Annotated in this window: 19 protein-coding genes and 1 tRNA gene; 14 read left to right on the top strand and 6 right to left on the bottom strand. The window is 68.1% G+C overall.

What is annotated here, in order from left to right; all coding sequences use genetic code 11:
• Positions 1-5 precede the first annotated feature (5 nt).
• Together ACYR7D_RS02705 and ACYR7D_RS02700 are read right to left on the bottom strand one after the other, a co-directional pair.
• Positions 6-416 carry a roadblock/LC7 domain-containing protein gene (locus ACYR7D_RS02705; RefSeq protein ID WP_459548049.1) on the bottom strand — a complete coding sequence of 137 codons (411 nt, stop codon included), beginning with the start codon at positions 414-416 and terminating at the stop codon, positions 6-8.
• Positions 413-3,163, bottom strand: a complete 2,751-nt coding sequence (locus tag ACYR7D_RS02700; RefSeq protein WP_459548048.1) for a sensor histidine kinase — start codon at positions 3,161-3,163, stop codon at positions 413-415. The genes ACYR7D_RS02705 and ACYR7D_RS02700 overlap by 4 nt, the downstream gene beginning before the upstream one ends.
• Positions 3,164-3,601: 438 nt before the next feature.
• Here ACYR7D_RS02700 and ACYR7D_RS02695 point away from each other — a divergent pair, with 438 nt between their 5' ends.
• The 9 genes from ACYR7D_RS02695 to ACYR7D_RS02655 all read left to right on the top strand — a co-directional run bounded on the left by ACYR7D_RS02695 (position 3,602) and on the right by ACYR7D_RS02655 (position 12,150).
• The gene (locus ACYR7D_RS02695) at positions 3,602-4,288 is read left to right on the top strand and encodes a response regulator transcription factor (protein ID WP_459548047.1); all 687 of its coding nucleotides are present in this window, start codon (positions 3,602-3,604) and stop codon (positions 4,286-4,288) included.
• 89 nt (positions 4,289-4,377) lie between these two features.
• Positions 4,378-5,811, top strand: a complete 1,434-nt coding sequence (locus ACYR7D_RS02690; protein WP_459549986.1) for a HAMP domain-containing sensor histidine kinase — start codon at positions 4,378-4,380, stop codon at positions 5,809-5,811.
• Between the two features lie 516 nt (positions 5,812-6,327).
• Positions 6,328-7,692 carry a S1C family serine protease gene (locus ACYR7D_RS02685; protein WP_459548046.1) on the top strand — a complete coding sequence of 455 codons (1,365 nt, stop codon included), beginning with the start codon at positions 6,328-6,330 and terminating at the stop codon, positions 7,690-7,692.
• Complete coding sequence (locus tag ACYR7D_RS02680; RefSeq protein WP_459549985.1) at positions 7,692-8,246, top strand: MogA/MoaB family molybdenum cofactor biosynthesis protein; 555 nt, start codon at positions 7,692-7,694, stop codon at positions 8,244-8,246. Before ACYR7D_RS02685 ends, ACYR7D_RS02680 begins: the two co-directional genes overlap by 1 nt.
• A 9-nt stretch (positions 8,247-8,255) precedes the next feature.
• The gene (locus tag ACYR7D_RS02675; RefSeq protein WP_459548045.1) at positions 8,256-8,450 is read left to right on the top strand and encodes a hypothetical protein; all 195 of its coding nucleotides are present in this window, start codon (positions 8,256-8,258) and stop codon (positions 8,448-8,450) included.
• A 539-nt stretch (positions 8,451-8,989) separates the two neighbouring features.
• Positions 8,990-9,664: an MspA family porin gene (locus ACYR7D_RS02670; protein WP_459548044.1), complete on the top strand. Its 675-nt coding sequence runs from the start codon at positions 8,990-8,992 to the stop codon at positions 9,662-9,664.
• Between the two features lie 80 nt (positions 9,665-9,744).
• Entirely contained in the window at positions 9,745-10,407 is a 663-nt protein-coding gene (locus ACYR7D_RS02665; RefSeq protein WP_459548043.1) for an MspA family porin, read from the top strand.
• 319 nt (positions 10,408-10,726) lie between these two features.
• Positions 10,727-11,401: an MspA family porin gene (locus ACYR7D_RS02660; RefSeq protein ID WP_459548042.1), complete on the top strand. Its 675-nt coding sequence runs from the start codon at positions 10,727-10,729 to the stop codon at positions 11,399-11,401.
• 74 nt (positions 11,402-11,475) lie between these two features.
• Positions 11,476-12,150 (top strand): MspA family porin, encoded by a 675-nt coding sequence (locus ACYR7D_RS02655; protein WP_459548041.1) that lies wholly within the window; start codon positions 11,476-11,478, stop codon positions 12,148-12,150.
• 108 nt (positions 12,151-12,258) lie between these two features.
• Here ACYR7D_RS02655 and ACYR7D_RS02650 read toward each other — a convergent pair whose 3' ends face one another.
• The 3 genes from ACYR7D_RS02650 to ACYR7D_RS02640 form a co-directional block, all read right to left on the bottom strand.
• Positions 12,259-12,939 carry an SAF domain-containing protein gene (locus tag ACYR7D_RS02650; protein ID WP_459548040.1) on the bottom strand — a complete coding sequence of 227 codons (681 nt, stop codon included), beginning with the start codon at positions 12,937-12,939 and terminating at the stop codon, positions 12,259-12,261.
• Between the two features lie 143 nt (positions 12,940-13,082).
• The gene (locus ACYR7D_RS02645; RefSeq protein ID WP_459548039.1) at positions 13,083-13,379 is read right to left on the bottom strand and encodes an FmdB family zinc ribbon protein; all 297 of its coding nucleotides are present in this window, start codon (positions 13,377-13,379) and stop codon (positions 13,083-13,085) included.
• A gap of 115 nt (positions 13,380-13,494) precedes the next feature.
• Entirely contained in the window at positions 13,495-14,097 is a 603-nt protein-coding gene (locus ACYR7D_RS02640) for a 5-formyltetrahydrofolate cyclo-ligase (RefSeq protein WP_459548038.1), read from the bottom strand.
• A 92-nt stretch (positions 14,098-14,189) separates the two neighbouring features.
• On the opposite strand from ACYR7D_RS02640, the gene ACYR7D_RS02635 reads away from it, so the two are divergent.
• The 5 genes from ACYR7D_RS02635 (at position 14,190) to ACYR7D_RS02615 (ending at position 18,568) form a co-directional block, all read left to right on the top strand.
• Positions 14,190-15,155 (top strand): UTP--glucose-1-phosphate uridylyltransferase, encoded by a 966-nt coding sequence (locus ACYR7D_RS02635; RefSeq protein ID WP_459548037.1) that lies wholly within the window; start codon positions 14,190-14,192, stop codon positions 15,153-15,155.
• A 37-nt stretch (positions 15,156-15,192) separates the two neighbouring features.
• Entirely contained in the window at positions 15,193-16,452 is a 1,260-nt protein-coding gene (gene glp, locus ACYR7D_RS02630) for a molybdotransferase-like divisome protein Glp (protein WP_459548036.1), read from the top strand.
• Positions 16,453-16,463: 11 nt separating this feature from the next.
• Complete coding sequence (locus tag ACYR7D_RS02625) at positions 16,464-17,114, top strand: GNAT family N-acetyltransferase (protein ID WP_459548035.1); 651 nt, start codon at positions 16,464-16,466, stop codon at positions 17,112-17,114.
• Between the two features lie 263 nt (positions 17,115-17,377).
• The gene (gene sepX / locus ACYR7D_RS02620; protein ID WP_459548034.1) at positions 17,378-18,370 is read left to right on the top strand and encodes a divisome protein SepX/GlpR; all 993 of its coding nucleotides are present in this window, start codon (positions 17,378-17,380) and stop codon (positions 18,368-18,370) included.
• 122 nt (positions 18,371-18,492) lie between these two features.
• Positions 18,493-18,568 (top strand) — tRNA-Ala (locus ACYR7D_RS02615).
• Positions 18,569-18,639: 71 nt separating this feature from the next.
• Here ACYR7D_RS02615 and ACYR7D_RS02610 read toward each other — a convergent pair.
• Positions 18,640-20,049: a hypothetical protein gene (locus ACYR7D_RS02610; protein ID WP_459548033.1), complete on the bottom strand. Its 1,410-nt coding sequence runs from the start codon at positions 20,047-20,049 to the stop codon at positions 18,640-18,642.
• Between the last annotated feature and the right edge of the window lie 122 nt (positions 20,050-20,171).

Raw genomic sequence — 20,171 nt, 5'->3', positions numbered from 1 at the left:
GGCGTTCAGACGGTGGATCGAGCGGTTGCGCTCACGACCGAACCGACGCGATCGACCAGTAGTGCCATCTCGTAGCCGATCCGGCCGATATCGTGTTGTTTGTTCGCCAGCACGGCGATATGCGAGCCGTTGCCCACGCTCATCACCAAGAGATAGCCGCGCTGCATCTCCACGATCGACTGCATCACCTTGCCGCCGTCGAACAACTGCGCCGCACCGGTGGACAGACTGGCCAGGCCCGCGGTCACGGCGGCCAGTTGTTCGGCACGGTCGGCGGGCAGGTGAGGGCTGACCGCCTGCAGCAGGCCGTCCGCGGAGACCAGGACAGCATGGGAGACACCCGGTACGTCCCGGGTGAATCTGGCGACCAGCCAGTTCAGGTTCTCGTCCGTACTGTTCTTCGGGTCGTCGGTCATGCAAGCCCTCCGTCATTGTGCTGTGCGTCGGCCCGCCCGCTGCGGACCCCGCTCAGATGTCTGGTCAGATTGCTCCGGATCTCCTCCGGATTCCGCGGGGCGTCGTCCACGACAGGGGTTACGCCGCCGGGAACCAGTTGAGCGCCCGGCCTGCGGATGGGAAGTCCGTTGGCGGTCTTGGAATCCGAAGTCGGCTTGGCTGCGTCCTCAGCGGCCAGCCAGCCGGGATCGGCGGGTGTCGTCCAGTCCTGGCGTGGCCGGTCCTGCGCGGTCGCGGGCTCGACGAGCCATTCCGAAACCATACGCTGATAGATCGGGGTCGGCGTTTCCCCGCCGACCGGCTGCAACCGCGTGGACGTCGTGGTCGCGGCCGGTTCCTCCGCCACGGCCCCGGAACGGCCGATCGGATCCTCCCGCTCGGTACCCGGGCGCCGGATCGGCAGGCCGGAAGGCGCGGTGAGCCGGGCCCGTTCTCCACCTTCCGGGGGCGGCTCCGCGGTGCCCGGATCGGGCCGGCCGAAGGCCGTGTCGACCGGAACCGGGAACGATCCCGTTTTGTGGCTTTCCGACCACAACCCGGTGGGTGCGTCCTCGGGTTCGGGAACCGGATCGAACGCCGAGAAAGTATCCGGGGAGCCGTTGCTCTTCGAACGACCGTTGCCGCTGTCGAAGCCCGCCGGGAGCTCGGCGCTGGGCCGGCGTTGCGGCAGGCCGGCGGGAGTCGTACCGAATGTCGCGGTCGTGGGCGCTGCGGGCGCCGGTGCCGGCGGGGCGGACTGCGAGCGCCACGATTCGGGGGTCGGCAGATCGGGCACCGGTACCAGCTGCCGCGCCGGGGGCCGGGACAGCTCCGGCTGGGACGGCTCGTTCACCGGGGCTTCCGGGGTTTCGGCTCTCGTATCCGGTGAGATCAGCAGGCCCGGCAGATGCAGGCTGGCGGTGATACCGGGCTGCTGGGCCATGGTCGAGGTGCGCCGCAGGCTCACGGTGATCTCGTGCCGCTTGGCCAGCCGGCCGACCACGAACAGACCCATCCGGCGCGCTGTTTCGACATTGATCTCACCGCCGGAGGCCAGCCGCGCGTTGGCGGCCTGGAGATCCTCGGTGGCCATACCGAGTCCGCGGTCGGTGATCTCGATCAGGTAGCCACCGTCGACGGCGCGTGAAACGGTCACCGCCACCGGGGTGTTGGGCGGGGAGTAGCGCAGCGCGTTGTCGATGACCTCCGCGAGCAGATGCTCGATATCGACCGCCGGCTCGCCGGCGACGACACCGTCGGGTACATGGCCGATCTCGACCCGCTGGTAGTCCTCGACCTGGGAGACCGCGCTCCACAACATATCCGAGAGCGGGACCGGCTCGAGCTGGCCGCGGCGCAGTGCCGTTCCGGCCAGAACCAGGAGGTTGTCACCATTGCGCCGCATCCGGGTGGCGAGGTGATCGAGACGGAAGAGGCTCTGCAGCCGCTGCGGATCGTCTTCGTCGTGTTCCAGTTCCTCGATGATGCCGAGCTGCTGCTCGACCAGCGACTGGCTGCGCCGCGAGAGGGTTTCGAACATATTGCCGATCTGCACCCGCAACCGTGCCTGATCAGCGGCCAGCTCGAGCGCCCGCTGATGCATTTCGTCCACGGCCCGGGCCAGCTGGCCGATCTCCTCGGTGCCCTGGACGCCCACCGGTTCGATCGCCGGTGTCTCGGCACCCCCGCGCACCTGTTCGAGTTCCGCGGGCAGGCGCACATGCGCCACCTCGAGCGCATCCCGGCGCAGCCGGCGCACCGGTACGACGAGGGTCCGCGCGACGGCGAGCGCCAGGGTCAGGCCGCCCAGCAGCGCGGCGATGAGCAGCGCCGTCTCGCGCAGCGCGCTGTTCTGCGCGGAGACGGTCGCATGGTGCAGGGCGCCGGTGATAGTGGCCGTCAGTTGATCGGTCGTGGCCTCATAGGCCTGTGAGCTGGCGTCCAGCGAATCGTGTGCGGCCGGGTCGGTCAACGCACCCGGGGCCCCCTGACTGAAGATCGCCAGGCGGGTCTGGACGGCGTCCAGCAGCGGCCGCATATTGCCCGCTACATCCGGCAGGATCTGGCCGTACTGGTGGATCATGCTGAGCTCGGCCCCGCCGGAGGTGAGGACGCGGGCCCGCATCGCGGGATTGTCCTCTGCGGTGGGTGAACTGATCACCAAGCGTTGCGCGGTGAGTGAGCGGCGCGCGTTCTGGATGGCGCTCACCTGGAGGAAGTACCGCTGAATCGACAGGTCGTCCACGATGGGGGAGCGCGCCAGCGCATTGCCGAGCCGTACCGAGACCTCATCGGCCTGGTCGCCGACCATGGCGGGGGAGCCGGTGCTGAGGCCGCTGCGCATGGTGCTACCGAGGGTGAGGGCCGAGGCGAGTTCGCGGGAGACCTCGGGGCGGATCCGATTGGAGTCCAGGGCCCGTTCCAGGGTCTCGTGGGCCGAGTCGAACCGGGCGAGGGCGGTACTGGCCCGCGGTGCGGAGTTGTCGGTCCAGTCGGCTGTGGCGGTGACCGCGAGATGTTCGACGGCGGCGTTGTAGTCGACGAGGGGAGCGATGATGCGTGACTGTTCGGTCGCGGCCTCGAGTTGTTCGAGGGTCCGTAGCTCGTTGTTGATCCGTAGCACCGCGAAGAGGGTTGCCAGCACGACCGGCAACACCAGGACGATGCCGACCTTGCGGGTGACCGACCAGTTGGACAGGCTGAATTGCCACGGTCGCGGGGTTTCCATCCGCCTCTGTCGCCTCCGCATCACGCTCGACCTCTTTGGTGCGTGGCCGTTTCAGTTATGATGCAATCCGCGCTGAGCCAACCAGAGGTCTAGTTTTTACCGATCGGAACATACCGTGCATGGTACCGGCGGGCAATCGGGGCGTTCAGACGGTTATACCCGAATAAAGCGGGTGTGTAACCGGTTTCGTGGCATATCACAGGTCGGTAATGTGGTATCTGGTAACGGGATGGATTACCAGGTCGCGGTGGCGCTTCCACGCCATCGCCGTGCGCTCGCCCATCCCACGAAGCTTCCCTCGAATGAGAAGCCGTTGCTGTTTCGCTGTAAGGGCGCACGGACGGCGGGGCGACCGGGCCGCAGATCCGTACCCGCGGCCCCGCTACGGCCGGAACCCCCTCTCAGTAGCCTCTCAGTCGCTACGGTCAAACTGGTGTTATGCGCATTCTGGTGGTCGACGACGATCGTGCGGTGCGGGAGTCGCTGCGCCGATCACTGACCTTCAACGGTTACACCGTCGATCTGGCGGTGGACGGTATCGACGCATTGGAGAAGGCCACCGTGGACCGGCCCGACGCTCTGGTACTCGATGTGATGATGCCCAGACTGGACGGGCTCGAGGTGTGCCGCCGGTTGCGCAGTACGGGCGACGATCTGCCCATCCTGGTGTTGACCGCGCGCGATTCGGTGTCCGAACGAGTGGCCGGCCTGGACGCCGGTGCCGACGACTACCTGCCGAAACCGTTCGCGCTCGAGGAACTGCTGGCCCGGTTGCGGGCGCTACTGCGCCGCCGCGCACCCGACCAGGGGGAGATCTCCGAGGCCATGCGCTTCGCGGATCTGTCGCTGGATCCGGTCACCCGGGAGGTTTCCCGGGGTTCGCGGCCCATCTCGCTGACCCGCACCGAGTTCTCACTGCTCGAAATGCTGATGGCCAATCCGCGCCGGGTGCTGACCCGCGGCCGCATCCTCGAGGAGGTCTGGGGCTACGATTTCCCGACCTCCGGTAACGCGCTGGAGGTCTACATCGGTTATCTGCGCCGTAAAACCGAGGCCGACGGCGAACCCCGGCTCATCCATACCGTGCGTGGCGTCGGCTACGTGCTGCGCGAGACCCCGCCGTAAGCCCGGGCATGGCACGTAATCCCCGTCCATCGGCCAAGAAGCACACGGTGGCCACCCTCGGCCGGCCCTGGCCGGACGAGCCCGCACCCATGCGCCCGCCGACTCCGCTGACCCGGACGGTCTCCTTGCGCTGGCGGGTCACTCTGCTGGCCGCCTCGCTGGTGGCGATTTTCGTGGCGATCACTTCTATCGCCGCCTACGCCATGGTCGCCCGCGCCCTCTACGGTCAGGTCGATGCCCAGTTGCAGGCCCGCGCGGCCACCATGATCAGCGGCGATATCGACAGTATGGCGTTCCAGTCGCTGGGTGTGGCCACCCTGTTCTCGAACGATATCGGCGTCGCGCTGATCTACCCGCCCGCGGTGTCGGATTCACCCGAACGCGCCCTGCCCGTCTATATCCCGCCGCAGCCGACCACTCCGCCGATCGGTACCGAGGAGATCGCGGTGGCACGGGGCGCGCGCTCGTCCTCGTTGCGCACCTACGACAGTCAGCGGGTACTGGCGGAGCGGATGGACTCCGGGGTCACCCTGATCATTTCGCAACGGCTGGAACCGACCCGTGAGGTGCTGGACCGGCTGGCCTGGCTGTTGTTCGCGGTGGGGGCGTGCGGGGTGGTGCTCGCCGCGGGCGCCGGGACGACGGTCGGCCGTACCGGCCTGCGCCCGATCGCCCGGCTCACGGCCGCCACGGAGCGCATCGCGCGTACCGACGATCTGACTCCCATCCCGGTGACGGGAGACGACGAGCTGGCCCGGCTCACCGAAAGCTTCAACACCATGTTGCGCGCGCTCACCGAATCCCGGGACCGGCAGCGCCGCCTGGTCGCCGACGCCGGACACGAACTACGCACCCCGCTGACCTCGCTGCGCACCAATATGGAGCTGCTCATCGCGTCGAGCCGACCCGATGCGCCGGCCATTCCGGAAGAGGATATGGCGGAGTTGCGCTCCGATGTGATGGCGCAGATCGAGGAACTGTCGAACCTGGTCGGCGATCTGGTCGATCTGGCTCGTGAGGATGCGCCGGAGACCGTCTACGAGCGGGTCGATCTGGGGGAGGTGACCGAGCGCGCACTGGAGCGGGTGCGCCGCCGCGGTGCGGTGGAATTCGACGCCGACCTGCGCCCCTGGTTCGTCTACGGTCACGATGCGGCTCTGGAACGTGCCATTCTCAACGTGCTGGACAACGCCGCCAAATGGAGCCCGGCCGGTGAACCGGTCCGGGTGGTGATGGCCGAGACCGGCCGCGGGCTGCTGGAATTATCGGTGGACGACGCGGGCCCCGGTATTCCGCCCGCGGAACGCGAACTCGTCTTCGAGCGCTTCTACCGGACCACCGCGTCCCGCTCCATGCCCGGTTCGGGCCTCGGTCTGGCAATTGTGAAACAGGTCGTAACCAAACACGGCGGTACCATTGCCATAGATATCTCCGACCGCGGCGGTGCGCTGATCCGGATCGTACTACCGGGCGAGAATCCGTCCCCCGAGGAATACCGCCCGGAAACCCCGGAAACCGAATAACAGTTACCTGGAGTAAGTATTTATCGGGATTCGACTGATGATTCCACCGGAAAGAACGATATCGGAATTACCGAACCCATCGGCCGGGAAAATACTCCCGCATGGTTGCCGGACGACGGACCGGGTATCCGGGGCTCGCCCGCGCTTTCCCGAGGGCCGGTGTCCCCGGTCGTGGCCCGCTTCGGGTCCGGAGCGAGAGAATGGCAGAGACCGCAGCAACCGACTGGGAATGGAGCCCCATGACTCCGGTACCCGAGCCGTGCGCCGGCGCACCGCTCACAAGGCCCGGTAGCCGCCGCGGCCCCGCGGTGCCGGATGCGGCGCGCAAGCCCGTGTGGAGACCGGGACCACGAATCCCTACGGTGGTGCGCAAGCGTCCCACGACCGTGGAACGCGCATCGGCGCATCCCCCGAACCCCGACCCGCCGGAGGCGGGGCAAATCAAACCCGGCTCTCAGTCCGTTCTCAGTCGCTGTCGGCAGTCTGGACAGCGGGTATGAGCAGAAACGAGAAACCATGACCGAGGATTTCACCAATCGGCCGGACCGGCCGGATTCAGGACCGGTGCCGCCCTCGACCCCGCATGCGCAGGCGGGACCGCAGCCGATGGGCGCGGGGCCGCAGGCCACGGGGGGGCCGCGGTTTCCGGGCGACCAGCAGACGGATACGGCCGGGTATCCGGCGGGGGGCTCGTTCGGCCCACTGCCCCCCATGGAACACGGGCAGTTCTTCGCCGCGGGGCCACCGCCCGCGCCGCGCCGGAACTCGGTGCGTACCGGGCTGGTGGCGGGTGGTCTCGCGCTCGCCCTGGTGAGCGGGGGTATCGGCGGTGCCGTCGGGGCACTGGTCACCCGTTCCGGCGAAGGGCCCGCGGTGGTCAACGCGTTGGACAAGCCCGTGCCGGAGATCCGCGATGCCGCGAATGCGCCCGCCGGATCGGTACAGGCGGTCGCTCAGCAGGTGCTCCCGTCGGTGGTGATGATCGAGGTGGCCAGTAACGCGGGCCAGGGGGAAGGGTCGGGGGTGGTGTTGTCTTCCGACGGGCTGATCCTGACCAATAACCATGTCGCGGCCGGTGGCGGCAGGAACAGCGATATGCGGGTCACTTTCTCCGATGGCAGCACCGCTCCGGCGACTCTGGTGGGTGCGGATCCCGTCTCGGACCTGGCTGTGGTGCGGGCGCGTGGCAGAACGGATCTGAAGCCGATCGAGCTGGGTAGCTCGGCCGGGTTGCAGGTGGGTCAGCCGGTGATGGCCATCGGTTCGCCGCTCGGGTTGGCGGGGACGGTCACCACCGGTATCGTCTCGGCGCTGAATCGCCCGGTATCCACTACCGGTGAGGGCGGTAACGATCCCACGGTCCCGAACCCGGTGATCGATGCGATCCAGACCGATGCCGCGATCAACCCGGGGAATTCCGGTGGCGCGCTGGTCGACGGCGCGGGTCGGCTGATCGGGATAAATACGGCCATCGCGAGCCTGGGCTCGTCGGGGGCGGGCGGTCAGCAGAGCGGGTCGATCGGTCTGGGGTTCGCGATCCCGGTCGATCAGGCGCGCCGGGTCGCCGATGAACTGATCACCACGGGCCGCGCCACCTACGCGCAGATCGGGATGACGGTGCAGCGTGACGAATCGGTACACGGCGCTCGTGTTCTCGATGTCACCGCGAACGGCCCCGCGGCGGGGGCGGGGATTCCGGCCGGCTCCATCGTGACCCGGCTCGACGACCGCACCATCGACTCGGGCGACGCGCTGGTCGCCGCGGTGCGGTCGAAACAACCGGGAGACAAGGTGAAAGTCACGTATACCGATGCCCGGGGCGGTAATACCAAAACAGTCGAGGTAACCCTTGCCGCCGCGGCGGTGGAAGGAGGCAGATGATGCAGCTGGTGACCGGGGGCGAGCACACGGCGATCGGGGTCGACGCTACGGTGAGCGGTATGGAAATCGATGCTCCTGTGGCGGGGCGCGCACTGGTCGTGGTCGTGGACGATCGAACGGCGCACGGCGGTGAGGATTCGCTGGGACCGCTGGTCACCGAACTGCTCACCGAGGCGGGCTTCCTGGTCGACGCGTCGGTCTCGGTGGAGGCGGACGAGGTGGCGATCCGGAACGCGTTGAACACCGCGGTGATCGGTGGGGTGGACCTGGTGATCTCGGTCGGCGGGACCGGTATGTCGCCGCGCGATGTGACCCCCGAGGCCACGGCGGAGGTGCTGGACCGTGATCTGCCGGGGATCAGCGAAGCGCTGCGGGCCTCCGGCCGGGTGGCGGGGTCGCTGGACGCGGGATTGTCGCGTGGGCTGGCCGGGATTTCCGGGAGCACCCTGGTGGTGAACCTGCCGGGGACGCGCGCCGCTGTCCGGGACGGTATGGCCACCTTGGGACCGCTGGCGAGCCGCGTCATCGGTGAGTTGTCCGGCCTGCTGGAGTGAGCGGGCACGATGAGTGAGGGCGAGTCCTCCGAGGGTCCCCGCCGGGCACGTCGCCGGGCGGGGGATCCGGCCCGGCTGGATCGTGTTTTCGGCGAGGTGCTGCCGGCCACCACGCGGGATGAACGGGACGACGGGTCTCGCTCGGAGTACGAGGACGAGTGGTTGCGCTCGCAGGTTCCGCCGCATCATGGCGGGGTCGGCTGATTATTCGAACTTATTGGCGCACAATGCTTTTCGGTCGCTCATCGACCGAGCGCCGATATCGTGGGGGTAGTGCGGGGTATTTCCGGAAGGCTCAGGTATCGCGGCCGTCGTAATTCGCCCGGCGGCAGTGCCGCTGTTCGCCTGTCGGCCGGTTCTCGTCATTTTTCCGTATGTCGGATTTCCCGCGACTGGGACGGTTGCCGGGGCGCTGAGCGGCCCCGGATTTTACGTGTATATGCACGTAATGCGCTTATTTGATGTGATTTGAATCACATAAGAATATAGCGAATGCAACCTTTGTCCGGTCTGTTGTCGAACGTTTAATCTCGGGACGCCGACCACCGCAAAGGTGGTCCGGCGAGGGTGAGTCCGTGCACCCCGTCGGCCGTTTTCGTGCGCAATGTCCGTTTTGCGGCGTTGCATCGAAATAACAAGTCGTCACCTGTGGGTAACAAACGAGCGAAACACTGTTCGGAGCCGGAGAGTGCTGGTCCGAGTCTCGACGGTCGTGCTGTTTGTCCGAAATGATGAGGGAAAATATGAGCGAGAACCGCGCCGACGGTGTGAGTAAAGGTGCCCGGATCGCGGGGGTGGGAGCGGCTGTCGCTGTCACCGTGGGCCTGCTGTCGACGGGCGCCGCGAATGCCGATACGTTCGTGCCACTGCCGGACGGTCAGAAGGCGGGACCGGGAGTAACCATCACCCGCACCGGTGAACATGCCGTCATATCGCCTTCGCTGGCGGCCAACGGTGCAGGCCGGGTGGTCTGGGTTTCCGGTAACGCGATCGCCGACGTCGCGGTGACCCCGGAGGGCGAGCCGGGGCCGAACAACGGCCCCACCGGGGCGGACGGCACCAACAACTCGTCCACGCACGGCGCTTCGCAGATCAACACCGGTTATATCGTCGGCTGTCAGGTGAGCATCGGCGAGAATGCGTTCGGCCTCGGTGGCTCGCTGGGCCTCGAGGTCGGCGGCGGCAATGTCGGCGGCTCGATCGGTGTGGAACTGGGCCCGGGCGAGGTCGAGTTCGTCCAGATCGACTACAAGAACATCCTGAAGCCGGGCCGGTATTCGGTGGAGTACCAGGATGCCGAAATCGAGATCCAGGGGTGCGCGGGTTACGCGCAGGCGCGGTCTTACACGGTCGTCGAGATCATCGGTGACCACTATTCGAAGACCACTCTGTACGGGCAGCCGTTCAGCATCGGCTGAGCCGGCGGGTCCGTCCGCGTCGTATCGAAACGAATTTCCTCTCGCGTAGTCCGCGAGCTCTCCCCTCGAAGGATCCCACCATGTTCAACCGTAAGACTGTGGTGCGCCTGGCCGGTGCCGGCGCCGCCGCGACCATCGCCATGGGCCTGTTCTCCACCGGTGCCGCCAATGCCGATACCTTCGTGCCGTTGCCCGGCGGCGAGATCGTCAAAACGCTGTCCGACGGCACGGTGGTGACTGTGCGCCTGGTCGGCGAGTCCGCGACCATCAGCCCGTCGATGGGTGCCACTCCGGTCCACCGCAATGCCTGGGTTTCGGCCAGCGCGCAGGTCGAGATCGCCGGTAGCGACGCGGGTGGCGCCATCTTCCCCGGCTATGTCGTGGGCTGCCAGGTCAATATCGGCGGCGGTGGTGCCGGGGTCGCCGGCGGCGCCAGTTTCGACAGCGAGGGCAGCGTGAGCCCGAGCGGTGAAACCGGCGGCAACCTGACGCTGGGGCCCGGGCAGGCCAAATCGTTCTACGTCCTCGATATCGAGGCTCCGGACGATTACGGCGACGAGGACCACGCGACCAACAATTCCTTCCAGGGCACCAGCGGCTCGGTGACCTGGTCGGACGAGACCATCGGCCTCAGCGGATGCGGCGGCTACGCGCAGGCCCGCTCGTTCGTGAGCGTCGAGGTGGAAACCGAGAACGTGATCAGCTGGGTGACCCTGTGGGGTCAGCCCTTCAGTCTCGGCTGACAACCGCTCGAACCCCCGCACCAGCACGAATACCGGCCCGCCGCAGCTGCGGCGGGCCGGTATTTCCGTTTCCGCGCCGCCCCGGCAGCCGGTTGCCGCCCCTGTTGCCCCACCATCCGTTACCTCTCGGCTACCTCGCCCTCACCCGGGCGCCATACCGAATCAGCGGCACGGTATTCGAGTGTTCACCGGTTGTGCGGTTCCGGGTTCATCTGGTGGCTACAGCCGTCCCTCAAGCTCTATGAAGCCTGTTCTCGGGCCGCCCCGCCGTCGATCGCTGCGATGGCGGGTGTCGCTGAAAACCTTGATGAGGGGAAATATGAGCAAGAACCGCACCACCGGTTTGCACTGCGGTATGCGCGCTCTGGGCGTCGGCGCTGTCGCTGCTGTGGCGATGGGCCTGTTCTCGACCGGTGCCGCGCACGCGGACACCTTCGTGCCGCTGCCCGACGGTGAGAAGATCGGGCCCGGCGTGAAGATCACCCGCACCCATGAGAGCGCATTGGTCTCGCCGTCCATGGCGGCCAACGGCGCGGGCCGGACCGTCTGGGTCTCCGGCAGGGCCACCGCCGATGTCTCCGTGACCCCCGAGAGCGAGGCGGGTCCGAACAACGGCCCGACCGGCGAGGACGGCACCAACAACTCCTCTACGCATGGTGCCTCGCAGATCAATACCGGCTATATCGTCGGTTGCCAGGTGAGCATCGCCGATAACGCGATCGGCCTCGGTGGCTCCCTCGGTCTCGAGGTCGGTGGCGGCAGTATCGGCGGCTCGATCGGGGTGAAACTGGGCCCGGGCGAGGTCGAATTCGTGCAGATCGAACTCAAGGACATCGAGAAGCCCGGTGTCTACTCGGTCGAATACCAGGACGTGGAGATGGAGATCCAGGGGTGCGCCGGTTACGCACAGGCCCGGGCCTACACCGTGGTCGAGATCATCGGTGACCACTACTCGAAGACCACCCTCTACGGGCAGCCGTTCAGTATCGGCTGACGCCGGCATCGGTCGAATTCACCCACCACATACCTCTCGCTGTAGCGAATTCAACCCCAGAGGGGCACAAACACATGTTCAACCGTAAGAATCTGGCGCGCCTGGCCGGTGCCGGCGCGGCCGCCACGATGGCGCTGGGCCTGTTCTCCACCGGAGCCGCCCATGCCGATACCTTCGTGCCGCTGCCCGGCGGCGAAATCGTCGAAACGCTGTCCGACGGCACGGTGGTGACCGTGCGTATGGTCGGCGAGTCCGCGACCATCAGTCCTTCGATGGGTGCCACCCCGGTCCACCGCAATGCCTGGGTCTCCGGTAGCGCACAGGTCGAGATCGCCGGTGGCGAGGATGTCGGCGGCAAAATCTACCCGGGCTATGTCGTGGGCTGCCAGGTCAATATCGCCGGCGGCGGTGTCGGGGGTGAGGCGGGCGCCGATGTCAGCGTCGAGGGCGATACCGTCGATATCAGCCCCAGTGGGGAGAGTAGCGCCAATCTGACCGTCGGCCCCGGTCAGGCCGAATCCTTCTATGTTCTCGATATCGAGAAGCCCGACGACTACGGCAACGAGGACCACGCCACCAACAACTCCTTCGACGGCAACAGTGGGTCGGTCACCTGGTCCGACACCACCATCGACCTCACCGGCTGCGGCGGATACGCGCAGGCGCGCTCGTTCGTACGGGTCAAGGTCGAGACCGACAATGTCATGTCCGTGGTCACCCTGTGGGGCCGACCGTTCAGCCTCGGCTGATTCGCGGCTGCGCCGGAACGGCCGAGTATCCCCGGCCTTGCCCGGCCCACGGATTCGGAGAGGGACCTGTCGCTTGTCTGCGACCGGTCCCTCTCGTCGGTCGGGGAATCAGTGGAAGATCACCGTGAGTGCGCTGTGCAGCGAGGCCGCGGCCACAACCGCGGCGTGCGGGGCCTCCAGCGCCACCAGTACCACCCGCTCGGGACGACGGTTCGTTCCGGAGTCCGCGGGGTTACCCGAGACGAGCACCACCGGCGCATCGGTGGCCAGCGTCCGTGCCCGTGCCGGGTCCTCGGTATCGGCGGCCACCACATCCACGCGGTCACCACTGCGCAGGATTCCGGTAACCGCCGTATCGGCCGGTCGGATCGGTACGATTCGCGCGTCCGGAACACCCGTCGCCACCTCGGCGAGCCGCGGGCCGACCACTCGAACATCGGTGAGTACCTCGCCGGAGCGCAGGGCAGCGGTGAGTACCGCGCCGGTGAGGCCGGCCGGTTCGCGGGTGGCGCCGGCCGGTACGGCCCCCGGCGGGTAGTGCGCGATTCGGAGGTCGGCGGTGGTGAGCAGGTGCCCGGGCGCCAGATCGTGGGCCGCTACCACCACCTGGACGCGAGCCGCGTCCGGGTCGCCGCGCACGAACAGAACGGCTGCCGCCACCGCGCAGAGACCCGCCAGAATACGTCGGAGCAGGACCGCGTCCGCCCATTCCGGACGATTGTCGAGGGCATCGCGCCAGGTTTCACCGGAACCGAGACGGGCGCGCGGGCCGGGGCGAGCGGGACTCATGGACCGAGCGTAGGAGCCCGGAATCCGGCCGGGACGATCGTGCGCTCGATTGTGGACAACCAGCGGGCTGTGGATGAACCGGTCGGGACGTTACCGCACCGCCGAGTCACCGCTACCGTCCTGCCGGCGGTAGCGGTATGTGTTCAGCTCGCGGCGGCCGCCGGCGTCGAGGAGGTGCCGGCGGAGCCCTTGTCCGAACTCGAACCGGCCGAGGCCGGCGTCGAGCTCTCGGATTTGGCCGGTTCGCTGGCCGTCGAGGAGCCGCTACGGCTGTCGGTCCGGTAGAAGCCACTGCCCTTGAAGACGATGCCCACCGAGTTGAACAGCTTGCGCAGGGTCCCCGAGCACTCCGAGCAGACCGTGAGTGCCTCGTCGGTAAAGGACTGAACGATATCGAAGCGGTTGTCGCACTGGGTGCACGCGTATGAATAGGTTGGCACTGGGTCCTCCGCGGTATTCGAGACTTAGCACTCTACAGGCGACAGTGCCAACAACGCCAATCTCTCTTCGATTCCCCGTTGCGCGATACTGTGCCGGATACCACTTCCGCCCAGCTCAGGAGGGTGCCTCCCCGAGTCGCCGGAGCCCGCCGCCCGGAGTGAGTGCCCAGCCCATCCGGATATCGTGCGGCTCCTCGGGCAGCCGCTCGACCACCTCGTCGTCGCGAACCACCACGATCAGTCGCGCCACGGGATCGGCGAGCCCCAGCGTGCGGTCGTAGTACCCCGCCCCACGGCCCAGCCGTACCCCGCGCCGGTCCACCGCGAGGGCCGGGACCAGTACCGCCTCGGCCTGCGCGACGGCTTCCGGAGCCAGCGGCGGGCCCGCCGGTTCGAGCAATCCGTAGCGGGCCGGGCGCAGAGCCTCCGCGCCCGTGTACTCACCCCAGTACAGGGGGCCCGGCTCACCGGTCACCGGTAACAGCACCCGGCTGCCGGCCGACCGCAGCGCGTCCAGCATCGTCACCGATCCCGGCTCTCCGCGCACCGGTACATACGCGCAGATCCACTCAGCGGGACCCAGCCCCGCCGCGGCGGCGGCGAGGGCGGCCGCCTCGGCGGCGCGCGCGGACTCCGGAAGTTCCGCCCGGCGCGCCCGGATCACCGCGCGCCAGGCCTGCTTATCGATCTCGTCGGGCATCCGCACGGCGACCACCATAGGCTCGTTCGGTACCGGTCCCGCTCGGCGGCGTCCGCGGTAGGCCGGTGTACAGCCGTTTGGACGGCGCTACGGATGGATAGGGTGTGTATATGACAGCAAAGGCCGCAGCGCAGGGCAACGGAGACGTCCAGGGTCCGGGACCGGGGTTCCGGACGGCGGTCGTTCCCGCGGCCGGGCTCGGAACCCGGTTCCTGCCCGCTACCAAAACGGTTCCCAAGGAACTGCTTCCGGTGGTCGATACCCCGGGTATCGAACTCGTGGCCTGTGAGGCAGCCGAATCCGGCGCCGAACGCCTGGTGATCGTGACCTCCCCCGGGAAGGACGGGGTGGTCGCGCATTTCGTGGAAGACCTGATGCTGGAGAGCACGCTGGCCGAGCGCGGGAAATTCCAGCTGCTCGAAAAGGTGCGTAAGGCCCCCGGGCTGCTCGATGTGAGTTCGGTGGTGCAGGAGGAGCCACTCGGCCTCGGTCACGCGGTGGCCCAGGCCGAATCGGCGCTCGACGCCGACGAGGACGCGATCGCGGTGCTCCTGCCCGACGACCTGGTCCTGCCCAGTGGTGTGCTGGACGTGATGAACCGGGTCCGGCGCAAACGTGGCGGCACCGTGCTGTGCGCGATCGATGTGCCGAAGGAACAGGTCAGTGCCTACGGTGTATTCGATGTGGCCCCGGTACCCGATGCGGTGAATCCGAATGTGCTGCGCGTCAAGGGAATGGTGGAAAAACCCAAGCTGGCCGAGGCGCCCTCCACCTATGCCGCGGCCGGTCGCTACCTGCTCGATCGCGCCATTTTCGACGCGCTGCGCCGGATCGGCCCCGGCGCCGGTGGGGAATTGCAACTCACCGATGCCATTTCGCTGCTCATCGACGAAGGGCATCCCGTCCATGTGGTCGTGCACCGTGGGTCGCGCCATGATCTGGGTAACCCCGGCGGCTATCTTCGTGCTGCGGTGGATTTCGCGTTGGAACGCGAGGAATACGGTCCCGCATTGCGCGAGTGGCTCCAGCACCGGCTGAGCCCGGACTGGAACCCGCAGCTCACCGCGGACGAATGAGATCGCCTGCTCCGGCGAGGACATCGGGAAGGCCTGGATGCGCTCTGTTGAGGATCAGCAGATCAAAGTGACCGCCGCGGCCGTCGCGCCGCGGCCGGTGCGGGTCGCGATCTCCGAGGCCCAGGGCCTGTTGTGCGCCGAGGATGTGGTGACCGAGCGACCGCTGCCGGGTTTCGACCAGGCCGCGATCGACGGGTACGCGGTACGCAGCGTGGACGTGGCCTCCGCGGGTGCCGATATCCGCGACGAAGACGGTGAACTGGTCGATCTGACGCTACCGGTGGTCGGCGAGGTACTCGCCGGGTCCCGGCAGCCGATCCGGCTGCAGCCGCGGCAGACGGTGCGGGTGGCCACCGGCGCGCCCCTGCCCACCCTCGCCGACGCGGTACTCCCGCTGGATTTCACCGACGGCGGGCGCGGCCGTCTCAAGGTGTACGAGCCGGTACGTTCCGGCGACTATGTGCGCCGCGCCGGCGACGATGTGCAGCCCGGGGATGTGGCGGTGCGCGCCGGCACGATCATCGGGCCCGCCCAGGTGGGTTTGCTGGCGGCCGTGGGCCAGGACAAGGTGCTGGTGCATCCGCGGCCTCGTCTGTCGGTGATCTCCATCGGTGAGGAACTGGTGGATATCGACCGTTCGCCCGGGCCGGGGCAGGTCTACGACGTGAACTCCTACGCACTGGCCGCCGCCGCCCGCGACGCGGGGGCGGATGTGAACCGGGTCGGTATCGTCGACGGGGATCCGCGCCGCCTGCGCGATGTGGTCGAGGGCCAGCTGGTGCGGGCGGAAGTGGTGGTGATCGCCGGTGCGGTCGGCGGCTGGGCCTCCGAGCAGGTGTGCGAGGCGCTCGAAGGGCTCGGGGAACTGGAAATCACCCGGGTGGCCATGCATCCCGGTTCGGTACAGGGTTTCGGGCGGCTCGGCCGCGACGAGGTGCCCACGTTCCTGCTGCCGTCGAATCCGGTGGGTGCCCTGGTGGTCTTCGAGGTGATGGTGCGGCCACTGATCCGGATCGCGCTGGGTAGACGGCAGCCGATGCGCCGGATCATCCGGGCACGGACCATCACGCCCATCCAGTCCATGGCGGGCCGCAAGGGCTACCTGCGTGCTCAGCTGATGCGTGACGAGGCCACCGGCGAGTATCTGGTGCAGCCGCTGGGCAACAGCGCGGGCGCATCGTCGCATCTGCTCGCCGCCATGTCCGAGGCCAACAGCCTGATCGTGGTCGAACCCGACGACACCGAAATCCGCACCGGTGACAAGGTTCGGGTCGCGTTCCTGGCGCAGCGCGGCTAGAAGTGGAGTCCATGAACGTATTCCGGGCCGCCCAGCACCCCGGGTGGCCCGCGCGCCTGGGGCCGGTGCGCGTGGGGGCCGGCGAGGTGAGCCTGCGCCCGGTACGGTTGCGTGACGCGGCGGCGTGGAGCCGGATCCGATTACGGGACCAGAATCATCTGGAGCCGTGGGAGCCGACCGGACGGGGCGCCTGGGATGCCCGCAACCATGCCTCGAATTGGCCCCCGCTGTGGTCGAGCCTGAAAGCCGAAGCGCGCCGGGGCGCGATGATTCCGCTGGCCATCGAGGTCGACGGTGCGTTCAGTGGCCAGTTGACGGTCGGCAATATCGTGCGCGGCGCGCTGCGTTCGGCGTGGATCGGGTACTGGGTGGCCAAGGATGTCGGCGGACAGGGCGTGGCGACCGCGGCGCTGGCCCTGGGGCTCGACCACTGTTTCGGCCCGGTGGGCCTGCATCGCGTCGAGGCCACGGTCCGGCCGGAGAATCTGGCGAGTCAGGCCGTGCTGCGCAAGGTGGGGTTCCGGGAAGAAGGCCTGCTCCGTAGATATCTGGATGTCGACGGAGCCTGGCGCGATCATCTCCTGGTCGGTATGACGGTCGAGGAACTGTCCGGCGGGATCGTCGATCGCCTGGCCCGGGAAGGTCGGTTGACGCAGCGGTGAGCCGGCCACCCGGAACCGGCTCGGCCGGATCGGTTCTGGTGGAAATGTGACTCGTGTGGCGCATGTGCACGGCGCGCCTGCCGTGTTGTACCCCTACCGGCAATTAACCTACGGACGTCGGTGGTGCGTCTTGCGTCGCCGGTGCAGAGCTCGTACCACGATCTGCGAAACGTGCCCGCGGGGAACAACTCCGGCACCGGGACGGACACGGTTCATGGGGTGGGCTTGGACGACGACCAGGCGGGATGGAGGTGCTGACGACGATGCCGAACTCGATCCTGTGGATCGGCTTGGTCGTGCTGTGGGTCTTCGTTCTGTTCCCCATCCTCGCCGACCGGCATCCCCGGATTCGCCGGACGACCGATACCGCCCTGGCTACGCGGGTACTGCATCGTGGTGATTCCGAACGTCGCAAAGGAAGTGGGCGCGCTCGTAAGAAGCGGTCCGCCCGGTCCCACAGGAAGCGTCACCACGGCAACGATGCGGAGGATCCGATGAGCACAGCCGAGGAGACCATCACCGCGCCCGACGAGCAACGGCTGGAAGGCGTCGACGACCACGCCGAGGCCGCAGCGGATTTCGGCCCCGGCGTGGAAGACGAGACGGGAACCGCTTCCGCGCGCGTCCGCTACGCCGCGGAAGAAGGCATCGATGCCGAGTCCGGTATCCCGGACAACGCGCCGGCCCGGATTCCGCCCGTCCGGACAGCCGGTCCGCGCGCGGCGCTACCCGAGGACGAGGACGAAGGTTTCGTTCCCACCCGCCGCGGGCGCGGTGGTTACGACCCCGAGGCCGATGCCGTCGCGCGGGCCGCCCGCTATACCTTCCGGCAACGGGCCGTGGTGGCGCTCATTCTCGGCACCGTGCTGTGCGGCGGTCTCGCCGTCGCCATCGCTCCGCTCTTCTGGTGGGGCTGCGGGGGGACCGCGCTCTCGCTCGTCACCTACCTCGCCTACCTCCGCAAACAGGTCCGTATCGAGCAGGAGATCCGGCGGCGCCGCAGCGCCCGCCTGGCCGGTCGGGCACAGCCCGCGGCCGCCCCGGGTTTCGATGCCGGAGAAGCCGCCGCACCGCGCACCGCCCGCCCGGGAATGGACCGGGACACCGCCCGTGCCCTCCGCCGCCGCTCCCATCTGCTCGAACTCGACGACGAGGACCCCGCCTTCGAGCACCTCGAGCCCTATGACGCCGGGGCCGCCCGGACGGTACGCAACCGTGCCACGGGTGGGGAGATCCGTCGCGCCGCGGGGGCGTGAGGTGCGAGCGAGTCCGTTGAACCGGGGCGGTTGTCTCGGATAGAACCGCAGGTCAACCCCTCGATTCGGATTCTTGCAACCCGATTTGCTAGAGTGGCACAGCGCGGTTCACCGAGCCGCACGGGGCTATAGCGCAGTTGGTAGCGCGTCTCGTTCGCATCGAGAAGGTCAGGGGTTCGATTCCCCTTAGCTCCACCATCGGAAAACCCGGGACCGCACGGTCCCGGGTTTTCCGTATTTTCGTGCCGGTTGTCCGGCAGACCGGCCGGTCAGGGCCTGGCGGGGGTCCGGTCGGTGCCGGCCGGACCGTGCCGTTCGGCGAAGGCGCGCTCGTGCCGCGCGATGGCGGTGGCCGGTGGAACCGAGGAACTCGAATGTTCCAGGGTCCCGTCGTCGGCGACGTAGAACACGGCGCGGCCGATCGCCATCTCCCCGTCGGGAACCGGAACATAGACCATCCAGCCCACACTGAACCGTTCGGCGGTGAGCTGTGCCAGCGGGTAGCCCGTGGTGTCCAGGTTCCGGCCGGTGATGTAGTCACGCACATGAGCGATGGCCTGCTCGGCCGGTATGGGCTCCGGTCTGGTGGCTACCAGACCGGCGAGCGAGTACTGATGGAACGCCCCGTCGATATCGTGGTCCTCGCTGAAGACCTCGGCCAGCGCCGACCGGGTCACCATACCGGTCTCGGCCGCCGCTATCAGGGCGGCGGCGGCTTCCGGGCTCGCGACGCCCCCGGCCTCACCCACGAGGCCGGTGACGATCTCCCGCACGGTCTCGGCGGTCCACATGCCCGGTAACGCGGTGGCGCAGTGCTCGGCGGACGGGGATTCGCCCCGGTACCAGCGGCCCGCCTCCCACCAGTAGCAGAAGGACAGCAGCCCGGCGGCTGCGCGCGGGTTCAGCACCTCGTCGGTGACCCAGTCGGGGGCGCCGGCGAAGAACCCCGGCATCGGGGCACCGTTGTTGTACACGGCATCGAGTTCGGGGGCGTTCCATACTCCGCCGGAGAGGACGGCCCGGCCGTTCGGCAGAATCGACAGGGTCGAACCGGAGCGCCCCGATCCTTCGAACACCGCGGTCCACGGCAGGATCCGTGGCCCCCACTCGGACCCGATGGCGACGAAGGCGGCGGAAATCGTCGCCCAGCGCGCCCACAGCACCGGGAACGGGGGGAATTCGTTCTCCGCCAGCACTGCCCAGATCCGGTTGTCGCGGTCCGTCCGCGCCTGCGCCGCCGCCTGCCACGCATCGCGCCGCTGGCGGTCGCCGTGCCCGATATAGGCGCCGAGCCACACCGGGACCCGCTCGCGGGGGAAGGCCTCGATATCCGCGCGGTAGGCCTCCGGCGCGAACAGTTGGGACTCCGGGAACGGCACTTCACCGTAGTCGTACTCGACCTCGATCCCACCCGAGCCGGTCAGGGTGAGCAGCATCCGCCACCACGGCCCACCGGGCGGCGTCGTCTGCATCCGGTGATCGCGAGCCAGGTCCAGAACCATCTCCGAGGGGTAGGCCGTGAGAGTCCGCCGGCCCACGGAACAGACGACGGTCGCCGTCCGCTCGGTGACCGTGAGGGCGAACGCCGCATCGATCCGCTCCCATCCGGTGGGTGCCTCGGCGGTCAGTGCCCGGATCAAGGGATGCTCGGTCGTCAGCACGCCCGGCTCGTCGGCCACGCCGTCTCTCCTTCCGCGGCCGATCGCATGGTCTGCTCCGCGAAAGCGACGGACACGACAGGACACGGTCGCGCGGCTCCCGCTGGCGGTCGGCGCGCCGAGGTTATCAGCCTGTGCCCGGT

Source organism: Nocardia sp. X0981, assembly GCF_977089955.1.
The sequence above is the reverse complement of the archived record's forward strand: the minus strand, read 5'-3'. Positions and strand labels throughout refer to the sequence as shown.

What these genes read in the sequence shown, in the direction of transcription:
- ACYR7D_RS02705 (WP_459548049.1), bottom strand. Translation starts at nt 416, where the DNA reads ATGACCGACGACCCGAAGAACAGTACGGACGAGAACCTGAACTGGCTG.
- ACYR7D_RS02700 (WP_459548048.1), bottom strand. Translation starts at nt 3,163, where the DNA reads ATGGAAACCCCGCGACCGTGGCAATTCAGCCTGTCCAACTGGTCGGTC.
- ACYR7D_RS02695 (WP_459548047.1), top strand. Translation starts at nt 3,602, where the DNA reads ATGCGCATTCTGGTGGTCGACGACGATCGTGCGGTGCGGGAGTCGCTG.
- ACYR7D_RS02690 (WP_459549986.1), top strand. Translation starts at nt 4,378, where the DNA reads ATGCGCCCGCCGACTCCGCTGACCCGGACGGTCTCCTTGCGCTGGCGG.
- ACYR7D_RS02685 (WP_459548046.1), top strand. Translation starts at nt 6,328, where the DNA reads ATGACCGAGGATTTCACCAATCGGCCGGACCGGCCGGATTCAGGACCG.
- ACYR7D_RS02680 (WP_459549985.1), top strand. Translation starts at nt 7,692, where the DNA reads ATGCAGCTGGTGACCGGGGGCGAGCACACGGCGATCGGGGTCGACGCT.
- ACYR7D_RS02675 (WP_459548045.1), top strand. Translation starts at nt 8,256, where the DNA reads ATGAGTGAGGGCGAGTCCTCCGAGGGTCCCCGCCGGGCACGTCGCCGG.
- ACYR7D_RS02670 (WP_459548044.1), top strand. Translation starts at nt 8,990, where the DNA reads ATGAGCGAGAACCGCGCCGACGGTGTGAGTAAAGGTGCCCGGATCGCG.
- ACYR7D_RS02665 (WP_459548043.1), top strand. Translation starts at nt 9,745, where the DNA reads ATGTTCAACCGTAAGACTGTGGTGCGCCTGGCCGGTGCCGGCGCCGCC.
- ACYR7D_RS02660 (WP_459548042.1), top strand. Translation starts at nt 10,727, where the DNA reads ATGAGCAAGAACCGCACCACCGGTTTGCACTGCGGTATGCGCGCTCTG.
- ACYR7D_RS02655 (WP_459548041.1), top strand. Translation starts at nt 11,476, where the DNA reads ATGTTCAACCGTAAGAATCTGGCGCGCCTGGCCGGTGCCGGCGCGGCC.
- ACYR7D_RS02650 (WP_459548040.1), bottom strand. Translation starts at nt 12,939, where the DNA reads ATGAGTCCCGCTCGCCCCGGCCCGCGCGCCCGTCTCGGTTCCGGTGAA.
- ACYR7D_RS02640 (WP_459548038.1), bottom strand. Translation starts at nt 14,097, where the DNA reads ATGGTGGTCGCCGTGCGGATGCCCGACGAGATCGATAAGCAGGCCTGG.
- ACYR7D_RS02635 (WP_459548037.1), top strand. Translation starts at nt 14,190, where the DNA reads ATGACAGCAAAGGCCGCAGCGCAGGGCAACGGAGACGTCCAGGGTCCG.
- glp (WP_459548036.1), top strand. Translation starts at nt 15,193, where the DNA reads ATGCGCTCTGTTGAGGATCAGCAGATCAAAGTGACCGCCGCGGCCGTC.
- ACYR7D_RS02625 (WP_459548035.1), top strand. Translation starts at nt 16,464, where the DNA reads ATGAACGTATTCCGGGCCGCCCAGCACCCCGGGTGGCCCGCGCGCCTG.
- sepX (WP_459548034.1), top strand. Translation starts at nt 17,378, where the DNA reads ATGCCGAACTCGATCCTGTGGATCGGCTTGGTCGTGCTGTGGGTCTTC.